The organism is Flexivirga lutea (assembly GCF_054778955.1).
The window spans coordinates 14,901-35,560 of record NZ_BAAGZB010000007.1 but is presented as its reverse complement, the minus strand read 5'-3'; the positions used below and the strand labels follow the sequence as shown (position 1 = coordinate 35,560).

The 20,660-nt window shown below is 69.7% G+C and carries 17 protein-coding genes, 1 tRNA gene and 1 pseudogene; 13 read left to right on the top strand and 6 right to left on the bottom strand.

From position 1 onward, the window contains the following. The first annotated feature begins 62 nt into the window (after nt 1–62). From mfd to ACYVBN_RS18135, 4 genes are all read left to right on the top strand, one after another. Complete coding sequence (gene mfd, locus ACYVBN_RS18150; RefSeq protein ID WP_460601738.1) at nt 63–3,671, top strand: transcription-repair coupling factor; 3,609 nt, start codon at nt 63–65, stop codon at nt 3,669–3,671. 105 nt (nt 3,672–3,776) lie between these two features. After that, a complete protein-coding gene (locus tag ACYVBN_RS18145) occupies nt 3,777–4,334 on the top strand; it encodes a YgdI/YgdR family lipoprotein (protein WP_460601737.1) in 558 nt (185 codons plus the stop codon). Then, entirely contained in the window at nt 4,331–5,293 is a 963-nt protein-coding gene (locus ACYVBN_RS18140) for a MazG family protein (protein ID WP_460601736.1), read from the top strand. Before ACYVBN_RS18145 ends, ACYVBN_RS18140 begins: the two co-directional genes overlap by 4 nt. Before the next feature lie 49 nt (nt 5,294–5,342). Next, entirely contained in the window at nt 5,343–5,978 is a 636-nt protein-coding gene (locus ACYVBN_RS18135; protein ID WP_460601735.1) for an FMN-binding negative transcriptional regulator, read from the top strand. 37 nt (nt 5,979–6,015) lie between these two features. Here the strand turns inward: ACYVBN_RS18135 and ACYVBN_RS18130 are convergent, their stop codons facing one another. Further along, nucleotides 6,016–6,906 carry a LysR family transcriptional regulator gene (locus ACYVBN_RS18130; protein WP_460601734.1) on the bottom strand — a complete coding sequence of 297 codons (891 nt, stop codon included), beginning with the start codon at nt 6,904–6,906 and terminating at the stop codon, nt 6,016–6,018. Between the two features lie 85 nt (nt 6,907–6,991). On the opposite strand from ACYVBN_RS18130, the gene ACYVBN_RS18125 reads away from it, so the two are divergent. From ACYVBN_RS18125 to ACYVBN_RS18095, 7 genes and pseudogenes are all read left to right on the top strand, one after another. Then, entirely contained in the window at nt 6,992–7,954 is a 963-nt protein-coding gene (locus ACYVBN_RS18125) for a threonine ammonia-lyase (RefSeq protein ID WP_460601733.1), read from the top strand. A gap of 149 nt (nt 7,955–8,103) precedes the next feature. Further along, a complete protein-coding gene (gene eno, locus ACYVBN_RS18120; RefSeq protein ID WP_460601732.1) occupies nt 8,104–9,384 on the top strand; it encodes a phosphopyruvate hydratase in 1,281 nt (426 codons plus the stop codon). A 46-nt stretch (nt 9,385–9,430) separates the two neighbouring features. Beyond that, entirely contained in the window at nt 9,431–9,982 is a 552-nt protein-coding gene (locus ACYVBN_RS18115) for a septum formation initiator family protein (protein ID WP_460601731.1), read from the top strand. A 26-nt stretch (nt 9,983–10,008) separates the two neighbouring features. After that, nucleotides 10,009–10,527, top strand: a complete 519-nt coding sequence (locus tag ACYVBN_RS18110) for a DUF501 domain-containing protein (RefSeq protein ID WP_460601730.1) — start codon at nt 10,009–10,011, stop codon at nt 10,525–10,527. Then, nucleotides 10,497–11,459 (top strand): Ppx/GppA phosphatase family protein, encoded by a 963-nt coding sequence (locus tag ACYVBN_RS18105; RefSeq protein WP_460601729.1) that lies wholly within the window; start codon nt 10,497–10,499, stop codon nt 11,457–11,459. Before ACYVBN_RS18110 ends, ACYVBN_RS18105 begins: the two co-directional genes overlap by 31 nt. Before the next feature lie 119 nt (nt 11,460–11,578). Next, the gene (locus ACYVBN_RS18100; RefSeq protein ID WP_460601728.1) at nt 11,579–12,349 is read left to right on the top strand and encodes a DsbA family oxidoreductase; all 771 of its coding nucleotides are present in this window, start codon (nt 11,579–11,581) and stop codon (nt 12,347–12,349) included. A 51-nt stretch (nt 12,350–12,400) separates the two neighbouring features. Then, nucleotides 12,401–12,643, top strand: a pseudogene (locus ACYVBN_RS18095) (WhiB family transcriptional regulator); the annotation flags it as partial. 70 nt (nt 12,644–12,713) lie between these two features. Here the strand turns inward: ACYVBN_RS18095 and ACYVBN_RS18090 are convergent. Further along, nucleotides 12,714–13,412, bottom strand: coding sequence for a helix-turn-helix transcriptional regulator (locus ACYVBN_RS18090; RefSeq protein WP_460601727.1), 699 nt, complete (start codon nt 13,410–13,412; stop codon nt 12,714–12,716). 132 nt (nt 13,413–13,544) lie between these two features. Here ACYVBN_RS18090 and ACYVBN_RS18085 point away from each other — a divergent pair. Next, a tRNA-Leu gene (locus ACYVBN_RS18085) sits at nt 13,545–13,621 on the top strand. A gap of 94 nt (nt 13,622–13,715) precedes the next feature. On the opposite strand, the gene ACYVBN_RS18080 is transcribed toward ACYVBN_RS18085, so the two are convergent. The 4 genes from ACYVBN_RS18080 to uxaC form a co-directional block, all read right to left on the bottom strand. Next, nucleotides 13,716–14,804, bottom strand: coding sequence for a ScyD/ScyE family protein (locus tag ACYVBN_RS18080; RefSeq protein WP_460601726.1), 1,089 nt, complete (start codon nt 14,802–14,804; stop codon nt 13,716–13,718). Nucleotides 14,805–15,019: 215 nt separating this feature from the next. Next, nucleotides 15,020–16,555: a UxaA family hydrolase gene (locus ACYVBN_RS18075; protein ID WP_460601725.1), complete on the bottom strand. Its 1,536-nt coding sequence runs from the start codon at nt 16,553–16,555 to the stop codon at nt 15,020–15,022. After that, entirely contained in the window at nt 16,552–17,778 is a 1,227-nt protein-coding gene (gene manD, locus ACYVBN_RS18070) for a D-galactonate dehydratase family protein (protein ID WP_460601724.1), read from the bottom strand. Before manD ends, ACYVBN_RS18075 begins: the two co-directional genes overlap by 4 nt. A gap of 27 nt (nt 17,779–17,805) precedes the next feature. Next, a complete protein-coding gene (gene uxaC / locus ACYVBN_RS18065; RefSeq protein WP_460601723.1) occupies nt 17,806–19,269 on the bottom strand; it encodes a glucuronate isomerase in 1,464 nt (487 codons plus the stop codon). Nucleotides 19,270–19,493: 224 nt separating this feature from the next. Here uxaC and ACYVBN_RS18060 point away from each other — a divergent pair, with 224 nt between their 5' ends. Then, complete coding sequence (locus ACYVBN_RS18060; RefSeq protein WP_460601722.1) at nt 19,494–20,492, top strand: LacI family DNA-binding transcriptional regulator; 999 nt, start codon at nt 19,494–19,496, stop codon at nt 20,490–20,492. Nucleotides 20,493–20,660 lie beyond the last annotated feature (168 nt).

The window sequence follows — 20,660 nt, the reverse complement described above, 5'->3', positions numbered from 1 at the left end:
CGAACGGGGCCCTTTTGCGTGTCCGCGAGCGCGGCCACGATGCCCGAAGGAGCTGCTCACCGGTGAGCTTGCAACCCGTCCTCGACCTGCTGGCACGCGACGCGGCCGTCGCCCGGCTGATGAGTCACGTCGGCACCGCGAACGTCGTCGACATCGCCTGTGCGCCGGGCGCTCGCGGCCCGCTGACGGCGATGGTGGCCCAGGGCGCGGCCGGCCGTCCGGCACGCACCGTGCTCGCCGTGACAGCCACCGGCCGGGAAGCGCAGGACCTCGCCGCCTGTCTGCGCGGCTTCCTGCCCGCCGAACGCGTCGTGGAGTTCCCCAGCTGGGAGACGCTGCCGCACGAACGCCTCAGCCCGCGCAGCGACACCGTCGGCCGGCGCCTGGCCGTGCTGCGCCGGCTGGCGCACCCCGATGCCGGCGACGAGACGTATGGCGAGATCAGCGTGGTCATCGCCAGCGTCCGGGCGCTCATGCAGCCGATCGCGAAGGGGCTGGGCGACCTGGCGCCGGTGTCGTTGCGGGTAGGGCAGGATGCCCTGTTGCCGGATGTCGTCGAGGCGTTGGCCGGGGCGGCATACACCCGCACCGACCTGGTCGAGCGGCGCGGCGAATTCGCCGTGCGCGGAGGCATTCTCGACGTCTTCCCACCGACCGAGGAACACCCCGTCCGCGTGGAGTTCTGGGGGGACACGGTCGAGGAGATCCGGTGGTTCAAGGTTGCCGACCAGCGCAGCCTGGAGGTCGCCGAGCACGGGTTGTGGGCGCCGCCGTGCCGCGAGCTGCTGCTCACCGAGGACGTGCGCTCGCGCGCCGCCACCTTGGCGACTCAGCTGCCCGGCGTGCAAGACATGCTCCTGAAGGTCGCCGAGGGGATCGCGGTCGAGGGCATGGAGTCGCTCGCGCCGATCCTGCTGGCCGGTGGGACCGCCGGAGGCATGGAGACGCTGCTGGACGTGCTGCCGCAGGGCACCCACGTCCTGGTCGCGGACCCCGAACGCGTGCGCACGCGCGCCCATGACCTGGTCGCGACCAGTGCGGAGTTCCTCGACGCGAGCTGGGCCAACGCGGCGGCCGGCAACGCCGTGCCGGTCGACCTGCAGTCGGTGCTCGGAACCGCGTCCTACTGGTCGTTGCCGGAGCTGCGCGACCACGCACTGTCCGAAGGCCTTGCCTGGTGGGCGTTCTCGTCCTTCGCCAGCGATGACGAGCTCACGCAGTTCCAGGAGGACGACGCCCTGGCCGGTGAGCAGGTGACCCTCGGCACCGCAGAGGTCCCGCTCTACCGCGGCAACACCGAGCAGGCGATCGGGGACATCCGCGACTGGATCCGCGAGGGCAACCGGGTGCTGATCGTCACCGAGGGCCCCGGGCTGGGGCACCGCATCGGGGAGGTGCTGCGCGACCACGACGTGCCGTCACGTCGGATCGAGGACCTGGCGACGGGTTCGGTCGAGCTCGCCACAGGTGCTCTGGGCCACGGATTCACGCTCGGCTCAAGCGATTTCGTCCTCCTCACCGAAGGCGACCTCACCGGTTCCTCGACCCACGGCGGCAGCACCAAGGACATGCGCAAGATGCCGTCGCGGCGGCGCAACGTCGTCGACCCGCTGCAGCTGCACCCGGGCGACTTCGTGGTGCACGAGCAGCACGGCGTCGGACGGTTCGCCAAGATGATGCAGCGCACCGTCGGTGGCGCCACCCGTGAATACCTGGTGATCGACTACGCACCGGCTAAGAAGGGACAGCCGGCCGACCAGCTCTACGTGCCGACCGATCAGCTGGACCAGGTCACTCGCTACGTCGGTGGCGAGGCGCCGTCCCTGAACAAGATGGGCGGATCCGACTGGCAGACCACCAAATCGCGGGCCCGCCGGCACGTGCGGCAGATCGCGGCCGAGCTGATCCAGCTCTACTCCGCCCGTATGGCGACCGAGGGTCACGCCTTCGGGCCGGACACCCCGTGGCAGCGGGAGCTGGAGGACGCGTTCGCCTACATCGAGACCCCGGACCAGGCCAGCAGCATCGACGAGGTCAAGGCCGACATGGAGAAGTCGGTGCCGATGGACCGCCTCATCTGCGGCGACGTCGGCTACGGCAAGACCGAGATCGCCATCCGGGCCGCGTTCAAGGCGATCCAGGACGGCAAGCAGGTCGCGGTGCTGGTGCCGACGACGTTGCTGGTCAAGCAGCACTACCAGACATTCACCGAGCGCTATGCCGGTTTTCCGGTGGTGGTGAAGGCGCTGTCCCGCTTCCAGAGCGACCGCGAGGCGCGTGAGGTCCTCGACGGGTTGCGTTCCGGAGCAGTCGATCTGGTCATCGGCACGCACCGCCTGCTCGGCAACGAGGTGAAGTTCAAGGACCTCGGGTTGGCCGTCATCGACGAGGAACAGCGTTTCGGTGTGGAGCACAAGGAGCAGCTGAAGCAGATGCGCACCGCGGTCGACGTGCTGGCCATGTCCGCAACCCCGATCCCGCGCACGTTGGAGATGGCGGTAACCGGCATCCGCGAGATGTCGACGCTGGCGACACCCCCGGAGGAACGTCATCCGGTGCTGACCTTCGTCGGCGGCTACGAGGAGAAGCAGATCGCCGCCGCCATACGCCGTGAACTCATGCGCGAGGGGCAGGTGTTCTTCGTCCACAACAAGGTCGGCACGATCGAGAAGGTCGCCTCCCGGCTGCGTGAGCTCGTGCCGGAGGCCCGGGTGGCGACGGCGCACGGGAAGATGTCGGAGCATCGACTGGAGGACGTCGTCACGTCCTTCTGGGATCGCGAGTTCGACGTGCTGGTGTGCACCACCATCATCGAGACCGGATTGGACATCTCCAACGCCAACACCCTGATCGTGGACCGGGCCGACCAGCTCGGCCTGTCCCAGCTGCACCAGTTGCGCGGACGGGTCGGCCGCGGCCGCGAGCGCGCCTACTCCTACTTCCTCTTCCCGCCGGAGAAGCCGCTGACCGACACCGCGCACGACCGCCTGCAGACGATCGCCAGCCACACCGATCTCGGTGCCGGCATGCAGGTGGCGATGAAGGACCTGGAGATCCGCGGTGCCGGCAACCTGCTGGGCGGTGAGCAGTCCGGTCACATCGCGGGCGTCGGCTTCGATCTCTATGTCCGCATGGTCGGCGAGGCGGTCGCCGACTTCCGGGGCGACGGCACCTCCGCGGCGCCCACGGAGGTCAAGATCGAGCTGCCGGTCGATGCCCACCTGCCGCACGACTACGTGCCGGGGGAGCGGTTGCGGCTGGAGGCCTACAAGAAGCTGGCCATCGTCGAGGACGAGGCGGGGTTGGGAGAGATCGAGGCCGAACTGCGCGACCGCTACGGCGCCCCGCCGGAGCCGGTGCAGCACCTGTTCGAGGTGGCGCGACTGAGGGTCATCGCGCGCCGGGCCGGCATCGGCGACATCGCGGTGCAGGGCCGGATGGTGCGTTTCGGGCCGGTCGACCTGCGGGAGAGCCAGCAACTACGGCTGGAGCGGCTCTACAAGGGCACGATGGTCAAGCCCGCCATCCATCAGATCCTGGTGCCGCAGCCCAAGACGGCACCCGTCGGCGGCAAGCCGCTGCGCGACACCGAGGTGTTGCGCTGGGCCGCGCAGCTGATCAAGGCGGTGCTGCTGGACGATATCGGGGCGGCCGCCGGTGCTGCATCGTGACCCGCGACCCGGACCGGCGTCGCCCCAGGTCGGGCTGGCATGATGCATGAGGCGTGGCGTCGCTCCACGCCACGACGACAACGTACCGAGAAAGGCCCATCTGCCATGCCGAGCTTCCGTCGCGGTCGATTCGCCCTGGGCGGCGCAGCAATGCTGTGCACCCTCGCGCTCGCAGGATGCGGGAGCAGCGGCGTGATGCACGACGGCAGCACCGCGCTGACGTATGACGGCAAGACGGTGACCAACGATCAGTTGCAGACCGCGGCCAAGGACATCTCCGCATTCGTCGGTGGTCCGGTGGATCCCGGTGTGGTGGCCGGCCGGCTGGCGATCGGCCCGCAGGTCGAGAAGTATGCCGCGCAGAAGGGCCAGTCGCCCATCACGGCCAGCCAGATCCAGGCGCAGAAGCCCAAGGCCGAGCTGTCCGACGTCGCGTTGAAGGCGCTGGAGGTCGATGCGCTGATCAGCACCCTGGCCAACAACGGCGATCTGGACAACGCCAGCCTGCAGGCACTGACCAAGAAGAGCAACGTCACGGTCAATCCGCGGTACGGCGCCTGGGAGAAGGGCAAGGGCATGGTCGCCGACTCCGATCCGTGGATCAAGGCGACGCCGTCGGGTCAGGCGGCTCAGCCGCAGGGCCAGGCCCAAGGCCAGGGTTGAGCGCCGACCTGTTGCTGACCGTCCTGGTCACCAGCCCCCGCGTGCCGGCCGGGCTGATGTCCCGGGACGCCTGGGTCGCGCTCGAGAACGCCGATCGGGTGCTCGCCGCGGATGTGGACGACCCGTTGCCGTCGGCCGTTGCCGCCTCCGGTCTCGAGGTCACGGCGATGCCGTTCGACTCGGCCGCCGCGGCCGCTCGCGCGCTGGTCGAAGCGGCGGCAGCCGGCTCGGTGGTGTGGATCGGCTCGCCCGATGCCGATCCCGGACTGACCGACGCGCTGGCCGAGGAACTCACCCGGCTGGAGTCGCCGCCGCAGATCGAGGTGCTGGTGGGCTCCTGGGACCTGCCGGGAGCACGCCTGCTGGACGCCGTCTCGGTCATGGACAGCCTCCGGTCGCCGGGCGGCTGCCCCTGGGATGCGGCGCAGACGCACGAATCGCTGGCCAAATATCTCCTCGAGGAGGCCCACGAGACGGTCGAGGCGATCGAGATCGGCGACACCGCTCACGTGGCCGAGGAACTTGGCGACGTGCTGCTGCAAGTGCTCTTCCATGCACGCATCGCCGCTGACGAGGACCCCGGTTTCGACATCGATCAGGTCGCAGCGGGGTTGGTGGACAAGCTCATCCGCCGGCACCCGCACGTGTTCGGCGACGGTGACGCGACCACGCCGGACGAGGTTGAGCAGTCCTGGGAGCGCATCAAGGCGGCGGAGAAGGCCGACCGCGACCAGGACGACCTGCTGGCCGGCATACCGGTGTCCTTGTCCCCGTTGCTCACGGCCGAGAAGGTCCTGACCCGCGCGGACCGGCGCGGCATACAACTGGCGTATGACGACAGGGTGGACCTCGGTGGCCGGCTGCTCGCCCTGGTGGCGGAGGCGGGTGCTGCCGGGACGTCGGCCGACGCCGCCCTGCGCGACGTACTGCGCCGCGTCGCGCGGCCCTCATCGCCCTGACCGACGCCCTGACCCGGCGCCGACGGCTCCGAAGTGCCACGATGACCGCATGGTCTATCTGCCCGCCCACGACGCAGCGACGTCCGCCGCCGAGATCGCCGGACTGATCGCCGACGTGCCGCTTGCCACGGTCGTGACCAGTGACGGCAACACGTTGAGCGCCAACCACATTCCGCTTCTGCTGGAGAGCGGGAGCGGCGACGACCGGCTGGTCGGGCACGTCGCGCGGGCCAACGACGTATGGCGCGAGGGCCACCACGAGGGGGAGACGCTGGTGGTGTTCAACGGGTCCGATCATTACGTGTCGCCCACCTGGTATCCGTCCAAGCAGGAGCACCACCGGGTCGTGCCGACCTGGAACTACCTCGTGGCGCACGTGTACGGCGAGCTCGTCGTACACGACGACCCGCGCTGGACCCGTGGCGTGGTCGCCAAGCTCACCGGCGCGATGGAGCGGGGGCGCGATGACGCGTGGCACATGGGTCAGGCGCCCACCGACTACCTCGCCGAACAGCTCGACAAGATCGTCGGGGTCGAGCTGCGGATCTCTCGGATCGGCAAGTTCAAGGTCAGTGCCCACCGCAGCAGCGCGGACCGCGGTGGCGCCGCTGACGGTATCGAGGCCGAGGCGGGCACCACGCCGCTCGTCGTGGCGATGCGCGGTGTCGGGGCGGTGAACTGCTGACGGCGGTCGTGCGGTAGCGCAATCCGGTCTCCGTCGCTCAGTCCGGTGTCACGACCTCGCGGGCCGCGGCCACGATGGCATCGGCCACGGCGTCGACCGCCCGGGGGCGCGGCGGTGCGCCGTAGGTGACGACCTGCACCTGCCGGGTGGCGGGCAGCCGGGTGGCGCGCACGCCGGGATGCCGGTGTACGGCGAGCGTGAGGCCGGGCAGGATGCTGACCAGCGCGCCCTGGGCCACGAGCGCCTGCACGGCCAGGTAGTCGTCGGTCGCGAAGCTGATCTCGGGCTCGTACCCACCGGCCGCGCACAACTGGACCAGTTGCGCCCGGCACCGCTCGCAGCCTGCCACCCACGGCGTATGACGATGCGCGCGCAGCGCGCGCCCGGCGGTCCGGCGCCGTGCGCCGGCCGGTTCGACGAGGTAGAGATGGTCGGTCAGCACGGTGTCGGCGCTGAGCAGCTCGGCGTCGCTGTCGTCATACGTGAAGGTGATCGCCAGGTCCACCCGGCCGGCCCGCAGCAGTTCGATGGCATCGGGCGGTTCCGCCTCGACGAGCTCGATGGCCACGCCGGGCGCGGAGGTGCGCAGCGAGGTGAGCGCGGGCGGCACCAGAGTGGCGGCTGCGGACGGGAAGGCCGCGAGCCGGACACGGCCGGCTCGCAGCCCGGCGGCCAGCTGCAGCTCCTCCTCGGCACGCCTGCCGAGCGCGAGGATCTCCTCGGCGCGGTGTGCCAGCGCCTGGCCCTCCGCGGTCAGCCGGATGCCGCGGCCGACCCGCTGCACCAGCACCGTGTGGGTCTCGGCCTCGAGCCGGCGCAGGTGGTGGGAGATGGTCGGCTGGCCGTAGTGCAACTCCTCGGCCGCCCCGGACACCGATCCGGTGCGGGCGACGGCGACCAGTGCCTGCAGTCGACGCAGATCGAGCATGCAGACAATGTATCGATGTTGTCGTTCTCATTCCGAGAAAACATCTATTGGACCGATGGGACGCGGACCGCTCACACTGATCGGCATGAGCGCACTGACCTTCGCCGGAGTCCTGCACGCAGCCGACGCGATCGCGGCCGAGCTGCCGCCGACGCCGTCCTGGACCTACCCAGCGCTCAATGAGGCAGTCGGTGCCGAGGTCGTCGTCAAGCACGAGAACGTCCAGCCGACAGGCGCTTTCAAGGTACGAGGTGGGGTGTCCCTCGCCGCGGACCTGACCGAGGACGAGCGTCGCGCCGGCCTGATCAGCGCGTCGACCGGCAACCACGCGCAGAGCCTGGCGTATGCCGGCCGGCTCGCCAAGGCACCCACCATCGTGGTGATGCCGGTGACGGCGCCTGAGGAGAAAGCGCACGCGACGCGGCTGCTCGGCGCGGAGGTCATCCGGTACGGCGCGACGATGGGCGAGTCGTGCGACCACGCAGTGCAGCTCGCGACCGAGCGGGGCATGCGATTCGTCAGTCCGGGCGACGACCCGGCCATCGTGCACGGGCACGCCACGATCTATCTGGAGCTGCTGCGCCGGCACCCCGACCTGGAGGCCGTCTACGTGCCGGTCGGCAGCGGTTCCGGCGCGGCCGGGGCGTGCGTGGTCCGCGACCAGCTGGTCCCCGGCTGCCGGATCATCGGCGTGCAGAGCGCGGCCGCGCCCGCGGCATACAACTCCTGGCGCAGTGGCCGCGTGGAGCAGGCCGAGTGCGGCACCCGTTTCAGCGGCGTGGCGACCTCCCGCGGCTCGCAGCTGCCGCTGTCGGTGATGCACGGGAGGCTCGACGACTTCCTGCTGGTGGACGACGCGCAGATCATGGCGGCGATGCGGTTGTTCAGCACCGCCGCGCACACGCTGGCCGAGGGCGCCGGCGCCGCGGCACTCGCCGGCCTGCTGCAGCACACCGACCGCCCGCAGCGCTGCGCCGTCGTATGCACCGGCGGCAACGCGGACGCGACCGAGATCGCCGACATCGGCGCGGTCGCGGCCGTCGCCTGAACCTGCGATCGTCCGGCCGTCGGGACGGTTGGCCCGGTGTGAGCGGGTCCTCCCGGATCCGGCCGTCTTCAGCGATAGTCTGGGCGCAGAAAGCGACGCGGGCATCGTGCCTGCCGGACTCACCGACGATGCGCCAGGAGACTCACCAAGTGGCCACGATTGACGCCCTGCTCGCCCGCGAGATCCTCGACTCCCGAGGCAACCCGACCGTCGAGGTCGAGGTCGCCCTCGACGACGGCACGGTCGGCCGGGCCGCGGTCCCCTCCGGTGCCAGCACCGGCCAGTTCGAGGCCGTCGAGCGGCGGGACGGCGACAAGAAGCGCTACCTGGGCAAGGGCGTGCAGGACGCCGTCGATGCGGTCGCCGAGGAGATCGCCCCGCATGTGCTCGGGTATGACGCCAGCGAGCAGCGGTTGGTCGACCAGGAGATGATCGGCATCGACGGCACCGACAACAAGGGCCGTATCGGGGCCAACGCGATCCTCGGGGTCAGCCTCGCGGTGGCGCAGGCGGCAGCGGAGTCCGCGGACCTGCCGTTGTTCCGTTACGTCGGCGGACCCAACGCGCACCTGCTGCCGGTGCCGATGATGAACATCCTCAATGGCGGCGCGCACGCCGACTCCAACGTCGACATCCAGGAGTTCATGATCGCGCCGATCGGCGCCGGCTCGTTCCGGGAGGCGCTGCGCTGGGGCGCGGAGGTCTACCACTCCCTCAAGGGTGTCCTGAAGGAGCGCGGTCTGTCGACCGGTCTCGGCGACGAGGGCGGTTTCGCGCCCGACCTGGAGTCCAACCGGGCCGCACTCGACCTGATCCTCGACGCGATCAAGGCTGCCGGTTACACCCCCGGCAAGGACATCGCGCTCGCGCTCGACGTGGCCGCCAGCGAGTTCTCCGAGGGCGGCAGCTACACCTTCGAGGGCGCCCGGAAGTCGGCCGCCGAGATGACCGCCTACTACGCAGAGCTGGTCGCGTCCTACCCGCTGGTCTCGATCGAGGACCCGCTGCACGAGGAGGACTGGGAGGGTTGGAAGACCCTCACCGACGAGCTGGGTGAGAAGGTGCAGATCGTCGGCGACGACCTGTTCGTGACCAACCCGACGCGGCTGGCTCGGGGCATCCAGTCCGGCACGGCCAACGCGCTGCTGGTCAAGGTCAACCAGATCGGCACGCTCACCGAGACCCTCGACGCCGTGTCGCTCGCCCAGAGCAACGGTTTCCGGTGCATGATGAGCCACCGCTCCGGGGAGACCGAGGACACCACCATCGCCGACCTCGCGGTCGCCACCAACTGCGGTCAGATCAAAACCGGCGCCCCGGCACGCTCCGACCGCGTCGCCAAGTACAACCAGCTGCTGCGCATCGAGGAGGAGCTGGACGACGCTGCGGTCTACGCCGGCGCCGGGGCGTTCCCACGCTTCACGGCCTGAGCCGATCTCCCGCCCCGACGACACGCACGCAACGAAAGGCCGACTTGTGACACGCGATTCGCGCAAGACCGCACCCGGCCGGTCCCGCGCGACATCACGCCCCTCGGGGCCTTCGGCCGCCCGCCGACGGTCCGGCGCCGGGCGCACCACGACGGTGCGCACCGCGTCGGCCAAGCCGGCCCAGACCGGCGGGCGGGGCAGCTCACCGACCGGCCGGGCCGTCCGCACGCCGCGTTCGCCACGGTCGATGCGTCGCCTGGCCGTACTCGGAGCCCTGATCGTCTTCCTGGCCGTGGTGATCGCGCCCACCGTGCGCTCGTACATCTCCGAGCGTCAGCACGTGTCCCGCCTGCAGGCCCAGGTGGCCGCCCAGCAGGCGAATGTCGCCTCGCTGCAGGAGACCAAGCGCAAGTGGAGTGATCCCAAGTATGTCGCCGCGCAGGCCGGGCAGCGGCTCGGCTTCGCCAAGCCGGGCAAGACGCTGACCGTCTACGTCACCGACCAGAAGTCCGAGGAAGCCGCCGCGAAGCAGGCGCAGGCGCGGCAGACCTGGTACGGCACGCTCTGGCAGTCCGTCGTAGCGTCCGGCGATCACTGACCCCTACGCCGAACGATCACAGATTGATGACCCAGCACCCTTCACCTTCCGTCGACCCCGCTGATCTCGGCGTCGTCCAGCGCCAACTCGGCCGGCTGCCGCGAGGCGTCGTCGAGATCGCCGCCCGCTGCCCGTGCGGCTGCCCTGCCGTGGTGCGCACCCTGCCGCGGCTACCGGACGGCACGCCGTTCCCGACCAGCTTCTACGCGACGTGCCCGCGGCTGACCGCCGCGATCGGCACGCTCGAGTCGCAGGGAATGATGCGCGAGATGACCGAGCGGCTCGCGACCGAACCCGAGCTGGCCGCCGCCTACCGCGGAGCGCACGAGGACTACCTCCGGCGCCGGGCGGAGCTGGGTGAGGTACCGGAGATCGACGGCATCTCCGCCGGCGGCATGCCCGACCGGGTGAAGTGCCTGCACGTGCTGGTCGCCCATGCCATGGCGGTCGGGCCCGGTGTCAATCCGCTCGGCGACGAAGCACTGGCGGCGCTGCCCGCCTGGTGGGAGGGCGGTTGCTGCGAACCCGTCTCGGGGCAGGCGTGACCCGCGTCGCCGCCGTCGACTGCGGCACCAACTCCATCCGGCTGCTCATCGCTGATACCGACGGCAGCACGCTGACCGACGTGGTCCGCACCATGGAGATCGTCCGGCTGGGGCAGGGCGTCGACGTCACCGGTCGCATCGCGCCCGAGGCGATGGAGCGCACGCTGCGGGTGGCGCGCCGGTATGCCGCCGCGTGCATCGCGTCCGGTGTGGAGCGGATACGTTTCGTGGCGACGTCGGCATCCCGGGACGCGCGCAACGCGGCCGAGTTCACTCGCGGGATCGCTGCTGCCTTCAGCCGGTTCGGCATCGAACCGGAGGTCGTGACCGGTGACGAGGAGGCACACCTCAGCTTCCGCGGCGCGACCAGCGCGGCGGATGCGTCGGCGCCCGCGCCATACCTCGTGGTGGACCTGGGCGGCGGCTCCACGGAGTTCGTGCTCGGCAGCCGCAAGGTGGACGCCGCGCTCTCGACGAACATCGGTTGTGTCCGGCTCACCGAACGACACCTGCACAGTGACCCCCCGACAGAGGCGGAGATCGAGGCAGCGCTGACCGACATCCACGCGGCGATCGACGAGGCCGCGACGGTCGTGCCGCTGGATCGGACCGGGACACTGATCGGACTGGCCGGGTCGGTCACCACGATCACGGCGCATGCCCTCGGTCTCCCGAGGTACGACGCCGAGCGCATCCACGGCGCACGCCTGCCGGTGGATCGGATCGAGGCGTCCTGCGATGCGCTGCTTCACGCCACGCGTGCCCAGCGCGCGGCGTTGGGCTACATGCACCCCGGCCGCGTGGACGTCATCGGCTCCGGGGCATTGATCTGGCGCGCGATCGTCGCCCGGGTCGCGGGCGCCGCCGGCATCCGCACGGTGCTGGCCAGCGAGCACGACATCCTCGACGGCATCGCCCTCGGCCTCGCCTGACCGAAACCCCCCCCGCGCCGCTGCGCTTCGCGGTGAAGCCTTCACGTCGTTAATAAAAACTATTATACTCGTTAAAAAGAGTGGTATCGCGCCACACGACTCCCGATCGGAGGATCGCGGTGGACCTGGTCGTTTATGCGGACTTCACTGAGCCGGAGTGCTACCTGGCCAACCGCCGCGTCGATGCGCTGACGCAGAGCTGCGGACCAGCGCAACCCGAAACGGTCACGGTGGACTGGCGGGCCGTCGAGTGCTGCCCGGGCCGGCCGGTCACCGGCATCGCCACCCCCGGTGAGCAGGAGCGATTGCGGTACCGGATGCAGGCGCTGCAGCGACTCCTGTTGCCCGGCGAGTGGTTGCCCTGGCATCCTTCGGCGCTCGTTCCCAAGACGCAGGCGGCGGTGTCGGCGTACGCGCAGGCTCATGGCACGCCGGTGGATGCCGAGGTGCGGCGGCTGCTGTTCGATCTTTATTGGACGGACGGTGCAGACATCGGGAATCCCACGGTGCTGCGTAGCCCGTTGGCGGGGCCGATGTTGCGCTCGGGTGCGGACTGCGACCCGGTGCGGCGGTTCGGTTACGCCGTCGGACCGCACCGCGATCCGATCAGTTCGCGTGCGTATCGCCGGGTGCGCGCATGGCGCAACGAGTGGCAGCAGATGGGTGCGCCGCAGTTGCCCGTTCTGCTGGTCGACGGTGCCACGTTGTCCGGACAGGATGCCGTGCGCCGGTTGGGCAGGGAAATCCTCCGCTTGGCCGTCGACACCGATCCGGTGCTGAGCGACGCGCGACGCTACCCGGAGCTCGACGGGACACCCGCGTTGTCATGGGTGTCGCAGGTCGGCGGCGATTGGTTGCATCTGTATCGCGCCCTCGCACCGCATCAGTGACATGGGCAGGGATGGTCGCCCATGGACGGATCGGACCGCGCAGGAGGTGCCATGGCGGACAACTGGCGAGAGCAGGCGGCATGTCGAGGCGAGAACCCCGAGCTGTTCTTCCCCGTCGGGACCAGCGGCCCTGCGCTGCAGCAGATCGAGCGGGCGAAGGAGATCTGTCGTCATTGCCCCGTCGCCGCGCAGTGTCTGGCGGCAGCGCTGGCGGGCGGTGAAGACGCCGGCATCTGGGGTGGGTTGACCGCGGAGGAACGGCGCGCGTTGAAGCGGGGCCGAGCGCGGCGGGCGATCAGGTTCGCGGAACTGAGCGATCAGCCCGGGGGCGACGACCCGGCAGACGCCGACGATGCAGCCGAACTCAGCCGTCTTCCGATCGGCGGTCGGTCAGGCGAGTCACGCACAGGTTGGGCTCGACGAACGCGTCCAGCGCAACAGCCTCGGCAGGAGCGCTCAGCTCGGACAGCACGCCGCGCATGAGTCCCAGGTGCACGGCACAAGCCACCTCGGGATGCTGCTCGGCCACCTCGCGAAACGGACAGTGGTGCAACAAGATCCGCTGTTCGCCGGCGGCCGCGACGGGCTCCGGGGCGAAACCGATGTCATCGAGGATCTCGGTGAGTTGCCGTATGGCGGACGCGGTGTCGACCCGACGGAACGGCGCAGGGCGGTCGGTGAGAAACCGGCCCCACGCGGACCCGGCAGCTTGCGCTGCCTCGCCGGCGTGGGGGGACTGCGTCGCCAGCCAACTGGTGAGGATCTCGGCGAGCAGGCGGTAGCTGCGGCGGCCGCCACGGTGGCTGTCGGTACTGGCGCGATACAGCGTCCGCGGCCGGCCGGGCGCGTCGCGGCGCTCCGTCTCGCGCACGGCCAAACCTTGCTCGACGAGACCGTCGAGGTGGAAACGCGCTGTGTTCGGGTGCAGTCCGACCTGCCGCGCTACGTCGGTCACCGACGTGCCCTCGGCGCGCCGCTGCAACGCCGAGAACACCCGGGCGCGGCTGTCCCCGAGAACCGGACCCGGCTGCGGGTCCGCGCGGGTGAGGTCACGGCGGTCCACAGTTCGATGGTCGCACAGCGTCGGCTGTATTTACGACTGGGGTGGGACAAAACGTCGACTTCTGATGCTGCTCGGCGATGCTCGCGGCACCGCGGCCAGGTCAGCGGGACTGTCCCGCGTACCCTGACTCTCGCCCTCGTAGCCCAATTGGCAGAGGCGGGCGACTTAAAATCGCTGGAGTGCGGGTTCGAGTCCCGTCGGGGGCACCACGACGGATCCGGCACAGCTGGGTGGCTGCATCCGGGACGAAAGGTAGGCCGGCGGGCGGAGTCCAGGGAATCGGCCGCCCACCGACCTACCCGCTCAGTGGACGTGGTGTCGAGCGTGGATCCTGCCGTTCGCGATCTCCACGATGCTGCCGGGAGTGGACTGATCCATCCCCATCGTGCCGGCATACACCGTGCCGTTCGCTGCGGTCTCGACCGAGACCACGCCGGGCAGATTCACCAAGGTCGACACTCCGTGCCGGTTCACGACGGAGATCTTGCCGCCGAAGAGTTCGGCGACGTAGATGTCGCCGTGCTTGCCGATCGCCAGGTTGGTCGCCCCTGCGAAGCCGGTCGCGATCCTGGTGACCGAGTGGGTGCTGGGGTTGACCTTCCACAGCGAACCGCGCGCACCCAGCTCCGGTCCTTCCGGGCCGCCGGGCAGGGTGGTGACGTAGATGGTGCCGCCCGGACCGACCTCGACATCGGTCGGCACGGGCTCGAAGTCGTAGGTCACGCCGACCATGCACGACGGCATACCCATCGCATCGGCCGCCTCCTGGGTGACGGTCGCGGGCTGCGCCGGGAATGTCGCCACGGTGCTGATCGCGCCGTTGTCGCTCACCGAGAGCAGGTCGTTGGCACCGGCGTCGGCGACCAGCCAGCCGTTCCGGTAGCTGGCGACCGAGTAGGCGTGGGAGTCCAGCATGCCGCTGTAGCGCGGACCGACGACGTCGATCACGCACGGATCGGTGCTGCGCGGGCCGTACTCGGTCGCGCCGTCCGGGTTGTGGGCGGCCTCGTATGCCGTGGTGTCGGCGTAGACGGTCTGGCCGCCGGGCCGGCGGACATGCAGCCCCGACGCGGTGTTCTCGAACGTCTCCTCCTGGGTGACCGTGGAGGTGTAGGCCAGCCAGTGGCCGCGGGTCGCGACCCCGGCCGCGCCGGGTACGTCGCCGACGACCGGCGTGACGGAGCCGTTCCGTTGCAGCTGCCCGACGTAGCCGGGCCCACCGTCGGCGATCAGGACCCGCCGGCCGTCGACCTCCAGGTTGAACGGTGCGCCCACCGAGGTCGACAGGGTCCTCGGCGGCGACGGTTTCGGGTGCGCCGAGGCGATGCCCGGCGTGGCGACCGTGAGACCGGCTGCCGCGCAGCCGACGACGATCGAGCGCAGATGACGCATGGATCCTCCGATCCGACCTGCTGACGTGGCAGGCCGCTCCGCTCCCTCGGGTGGTTGCCCTGGATCGCGCCCGTCGGAGATCTTCCGGATCCCGGGGTGGGAATCCTGTCGGCCATTGTGCGGAAGCCACGTGGCCGGAGCCGACTAATTGCACCTCGTCGTGACCGGCGGAGATTCGGCGCGGAACCAGCACATTCGTGGTGCACCGATGCGCGTCAGGTCACCGCGCCGAGCTGCCAGGGGACGAATTCCTCCTGGCCGAGGTCGAGCTCCTCACTGACCGTCCGGCGACCGGACGCCACGTCGACGATCTGACGGAAGATCGTGTCGCCCACGTCGGCGAGCGTCTGGGTGCCGTCGACGATCGTGCCGCAGTTGATGTCGATGTCCTCCGGCATGCGCTCGTAGAGTTCGGTGCTGGTCGCGAGCTTGATGCTGGGGACCGGTTTGCAGCCGAAGACCGAGCCGCGGCCGGTCGTGAAGCACACCACCGTGGCGCCGCCGGCAACGATGCCGGTGACCGACACCGGGTCGTAGCCGGGCGTGTCCATGAAGACCAGACCGGGCCCGTGCGGCGCCTCGGCATACTCCAGGACGTCGGTGAGTTCGGCGTGACCGCTCTTGGCGACCGCGCCGAGAGACTTCTCCAGGATGGTGGTCAGCCCGCCCGCCTTGTTGCCCGGCGACGGGTTGTTGTCCATGCTGCCTCCGCCCGCGGCGGTGTATGCGCGCCACCAGTCGAGCCGGGCGAGCAGCTTGCGACCAACCGCCTCCGAGACCGCACGACGGGTCAGCAGGCACTCCGCGCCGTGCACCTCGGGTGTCTCCGCCAGGATCGAGGTCCCGCCGTACGACACCAGCCGGTCGGAGGCGACGCCGAGCGCGGGATTCGCGGTGATGCCCGAATATCCGTCGGAACCGCCGCAGTTCAGGCCGAGCACGAGTTCGGAGACATCGCAGGGTGTGCGGCGCAGCGCATTGATCGGTTCGAGCATGTCGGTGATCGCATCCACGCCGGCCCGCACGGTGCGGCGGATGCCTCCTTCGTCCTGGATGACCAGTTGCCGGATCACGGTGGATGCGGGGATGTTCCCCGATTCCACGATGCTCGCCGATTGCAGCATCTCGCAGCCCAGGCCGACCACCAGCAACCCGGCGATGTTGGGGTGTGCGGCATACCCGCGCAGGGTGCGCACCAGGATGCGGGCGCCCTCGCTGTCGCTGACCAGCCCGCAGCCACTGCGATGGGTGAGCGCCACGACGCCGTCCACGTCGGGATACGCATCGAGCACCGGCCCGCGGAACTGGTCGGCGATCATCCGTGCCGTGCTGGCCGAGCAGTTCACCGAGGCCAGCACACCGATGTAGTTGCGGGTGCCCACCCGGCCATCGGCGCGGCGGTAGCCCTGGAAGGCCGGCCGTGGCCCGGGCGGCAGCGGCGGCACGTGCCGATCAGTGCCGAACTCGTGCGGTTCGTCGGCCTCGGTGATCGAGAGGTTGTGGACGTGGACGTGGTCGCCGGGGGAGATCGCGGTCGACGCCCGGCCGATCGTCGCACCGTACTTGCGGACGGGGTCGCCGGCCGCGCGCGCAGTGATCGCGAGCTTGTGCCCCGGGGGGACGGTGGAGCGGACGAGCACAGTGTGCCCGCCGGCGACCACTTCCTCGCCCGCCGACAACGTGCGGGTCGCCAGCGCGACGTCGTCACCGGCGGCAAGCACCAGCAGTCGGGCCATCGGATCCTCCGTCACCAGTCGTGCACCGTGCCGTCGGCTCGCCGATTGACCGGCAGGTAGGCCGGTTCGTAGTCGAAGGACGCCGCTGCCTGGTCGTCGTACTCGACACCCAGTCCCGGTGCTTCGCCCGGATCGAGCAGGCCGTCGCGAAAGGTGTAGCTCGTGCGGAAGACCCGCAGCGTGTCCTGCGAGTGCTTCATGTACTCCTGGATGCCGAAGTTGTGCAATGCGACGCCGAGATGCAAATGGGCGGCCTGCCCCACCGGGGAGATGTCGGTGGGGCCGTGGAAACCGGACCGGATGCCATAGATCGCCGCGAAGTCCATCAGCTTCTTCAGCGCGGTGATGCCGCCGGTGTGCGTGACCGCGGATCGCACGTAGTCGATGAGCTGCTCGGTGATCAGCGTCTGGTAGTCGAAGACGGAGTTGAAGACCTCGCCGATGGCCAGCGGAGTGGTGGTCTGGGACCGCACCCGCCGCAGCACCTCCTGGTTCTCGCCCGGTGTGCAGTCCTCCAGCCAGAACAGGTCGTAGGGTTCCAGGCTCTTGCCCAGGATCGCCGCCTCGTTCGGCGACATCCGGTGGTGCCCGTCGTGCAGCAGCGGCAGTTCGGGGCCGAACTCGCTGCGCACCGCTTCGAAGACCGTCGGCACGTGACGCAGGTAGGCGCGGGTGTCCCAGGACTCCTCCGCCGGCAGCGGCTGCCGCTTGGCGGGTTCGTAGTCATAGCGCTGGCCAGGCTTCTGGTCCGACGCGACGCCGTAGACCTGGCCGAGCCCCGGCACGCCGGTCTGCACCCGGATCGCGCGGTAGCCCTGCTCCAGGTGGTTGCGGATGGAGGTGAACAGCGCGTCCGTGGTGCTGCCGGAGGCATGTCCGTAGGCCAGGCAGCCGAGCCGCGAGCGTCCGCCGAGCAGTTGGTACAGCGGCATACCGGCGGTCTTGGCCTTGATGTCCCACAGCGCCATGTCGACGGCGGCGACGGCCGCCATCGTCACCGGACCGCGTCGCCAGTAGGCGCCGCGGTAGAGGTACTGCCAGATGTCCTCGATCTGCGCTTCGTCGCGACCGATGAGCAACGGGACGACATGCTCGCGCAGGTATGCCGCGGCCGCGAGCTCGCGGCCGTTGAGCGTGGCGTCGCCGAGCCCGGTGACGCCGTCACCGGTGGTGATGCGCAGGGTGACGAAATTGCGGCCGGGGCTGGTCACCAGCACCTCTGCTGACGCGATTGCCATGATTCTCCTTCCTGCCCGCTGCGCGGATCAGTCGAGGCGGCGGGCGTATGCCGCCAGCGCGAGTCGGTGAGCCAGATCGATCATCGTGTCCAGGGCTTCGTCCATCGCCAGCCGGCCTTCGGCGACCAGCTTGGCGAGGTAGCCCGCGTCGATGCGCCGGGCGAGGTCGTGACGTGCCGGGATCGATGCGAAAGCCCTTGTGTCATCGACGAATCCGCTGGTGTTGTAGAAGCCGGCGGTCTCCACGGCCGACTCCCGGAAACGGCGCATCTGCTCGGGGCTGTCCAGGAACCACCAGGGCGCTCCGAGCCGGATGGAGGGATAGGCACCGGCCAGCGGTGCCAGCTCGCGGGAGTAGACGGTCTCGTCGGTGGTGAACAGGATGCACCGGAAGTCGCGGCTCAGGCCGAACCGCTCCAGCAGCGGCTGCAGGCTGCGGGTGAACTCCACCCGGACGGGCACGTCGAAACCCTGATCGGGGCCGTGGAGCCGGTAGATCTCACTGTTGTGGTTGCGCAGCACGCCCGGGTGCAGCTGCATCACCAGGCCGTCCTCGGCGGACATCTGCGCCATCTGGAAGAGCATGTGGGCCGCGAACGCGTCGGCATCCGCCGGACGTACGTCGCCGCGCAGCGCCGCGCGATAGATCCGCTCGGCCTCGGCGGCCGGGAGTGGCGTCGTGTCGGCGGTGAGATGACCGTGGTCGGTGGCGCGGGCGCCGGCTGCGATGAAGGCGCGGCGCCGGTCGCGCAGCGCAGCGAGGTAGCCGCGGTAGTCGCCGGTGTCGATGTGCGAGACGTCAGCGAGCCGGGCGATCTCGGCGGGCCACGCCCGGTGACCCACGTGCACCAGTGAATCGGGGCGGAACGTCGGAACGATCCGGTCCGGCCCCAGCCGCTGGGCGAGCGCGGCATGTGCCGACAGATCGGACAGGGCCGAGTCCGTGGTGGCGAGGATCTGGACGTTCATCCGGTCCAGCAGAGCCAGCGGCCGGAAATCGACGCGCTGCAGCGTCGCGATGAGGTGGTCGTAGAGATCGTCTGCGTCGGCAGCCGAGGGCGGTGCGGGCAGCTCGAAGATCTCGACCAGTTCGTGTTCGAGCCAGTAGCGCGTCGGCGTCCCGCGGAAGAGGTGCCAGTTCTCGCAGAAGCGGCGCCAGATGGCGCGTGGGTCACGCTCGACGTCCCCGGCGCCTGCCTCGGCCCCGGTGGCGCCCTGCGGATGCGCGGTGCCGCGATACTCGACGCCGAGTTCGGTGTGCCGGTAGCCCTGCGACACCAGCATGCGCACGAGGTAGTGATCCGGGGTGATGAGCAGTTCGGCCGGGTCGCCGAACGGTGTGTCGTCGGCGAACAGCTCGACGTCGACGTGCCCGTGCATCGACACCAGGGGGCATGCCGCGGCGTGCCGGTAGATCGTGCGGGCCAGCCCGCGAGTGGTCGGGTCGGCGGGGAGGGCCCGGTCCGGATCAAGCTGCCAGCGCTCAGTCATTGCACTCTCTCGATGAAATGGTTTGCAACCGATTGCAGAGATCACTATGCACGCGGGCCGGGGATTGATCAAGAGTTATTTGCAGTGTCTTCAACAAAATCCGTATCCAGCACGCGACTTGCAGGAGGCACAGAACTCGGAAGGTAACGGTTTGATAACGGACATTGACGTGATCGTGGGCACGATTGCAGTCTGTGCTGCACCGCACATCAAGGAGGTGGCCGGTGGCGACATCCATCACCGTTCACGACGTGGCCAAAGCCGCCGGCGTGTCCGCGTCGACGGTGTCCCGGGCGCTGTCCGGCAACACCGCCGTAGCGGCCGACACCCGCGATCGCGTGGTCGAGGCCGCCCGTCAGCTGGGCTACCGGCCCAACCTCGCCGCACGAGGACTGATCACCGGAACGACCCACAACATCGGGCTGCTGGTCCCCGACCTGGAGAACCCCTACTTCGCCTCGATCACCAAAAGCGTGCAGAGTCGCGCGCTCGCGGCCGGATACTCGGTGTTCATCGCCGACTCCGACGAGGACACGAGGACCGAGCTGGAGTTGGTGCATCAGCTGTCCAAGCAGGTGGACGGTCTCATCCTGTGTTCGCCGCGTATGTCGGCCTCCGACATCGCGGCCGTCGCCGGCCAGACGATGATGGTCCTGATCAACCGTGAGTGGGAAGGACTGACCTCCGTCATCGTCGACGACGAGGAGATCATCCGCCTGGCGCTGGAGCATCTGCACGCGCTCGGCCACCGCAAGGTGGCCTACGTCGGAGGTCCGGAGAAGTCCTGGTCCAACCAGAAACGCTGGGCGGCCATCGAGCGGATCGCGCCGGCCTTCGACGATCTCGAGGTCGACAAGGTCGGCTCCTATGCGCCGAACTTCGACGGTGGCCAGTCGGCCGCCGATGTGGTGCTGGCCTCGGGCGCCACCGCGGCGCTGGCATACAACGACCTGGTGGGGCTCGGCATACTCGCGCGGCTGAGCACCAGGGGTGTGCGGGTGCCCGAGGAACTCTCGGTCATGGGCATCGACGACGTCAACGTCGCGACCCTGGTCTCGCCCGGCCTGACGACCGTGCGCTCTCCGTTGAAGCGGGTCGGTCGGGCCGCGGTCAACAACCTGGTCGATCTGATCAACCCCACGGATCGGCCCACTTCGGTGGAAGACCTGCCGGTCCAGCTGGTGGTTCGGCAGTCCACCTCGGTGCCCCCGCACCACCGCTGAACTCTTTCTCGTTCAGGGCGTGAGCCACACGCTCGCACACATCAAGGAGCGAAACCCTATGCGTTTCACCACAGTTGGAGCAGTCGCCGCATTCGCGGCGGCAGGGCTCGTCATGACCGCGTGCGGAACGCCGGGAGGCGGCGGCTCCGATCCGTCGAAGGCGCTCCA

Bases quoted from the DNA above. Each gene is read 5' to 3' on its own strand.
- ACYVBN_RS18080 (WP_460601726.1), bottom strand. From the start codon at position 14,804: ATGCGTCATCTGCGCTCGATCGTCGTCGGCTGCGCGGCAGCCGGTCTC.
- ACYVBN_RS18110 (WP_460601730.1), top strand. From the start codon at position 10,009: ATGACCCAGCACCCTTCACCTTCCGTCGACCCCGCTGATCTCGGCGTC.
- uxaC (WP_460601723.1), bottom strand. From the start codon at position 19,269: ATGACTGAGCGCTGGCAGCTTGATCCGGACCGGGCCCTCCCCGCCGAC.
- ACYVBN_RS18130 (WP_460601734.1), bottom strand. From the start codon at position 6,906: ATGCTCGATCTGCGTCGACTGCAGGCACTGGTCGCCGTCGCCCGCACC.
- ACYVBN_RS18145 (WP_460601737.1), top strand. From the start codon at position 3,777: ATGCCGAGCTTCCGTCGCGGTCGATTCGCCCTGGGCGGCGCAGCAATG.
- ACYVBN_RS18125 (WP_460601733.1), top strand. From the start codon at position 6,992: ATGAGCGCACTGACCTTCGCCGGAGTCCTGCACGCAGCCGACGCGATC.
- ACYVBN_RS18135 (WP_460601735.1), top strand. From the start codon at position 5,343: ATGGTCTATCTGCCCGCCCACGACGCAGCGACGTCCGCCGCCGAGATC.
- manD (WP_460601724.1), bottom strand. From the start codon at position 17,778: ATGGCAATCGCGTCAGCAGAGGTGCTGGTGACCAGCCCCGGCCGCAAT.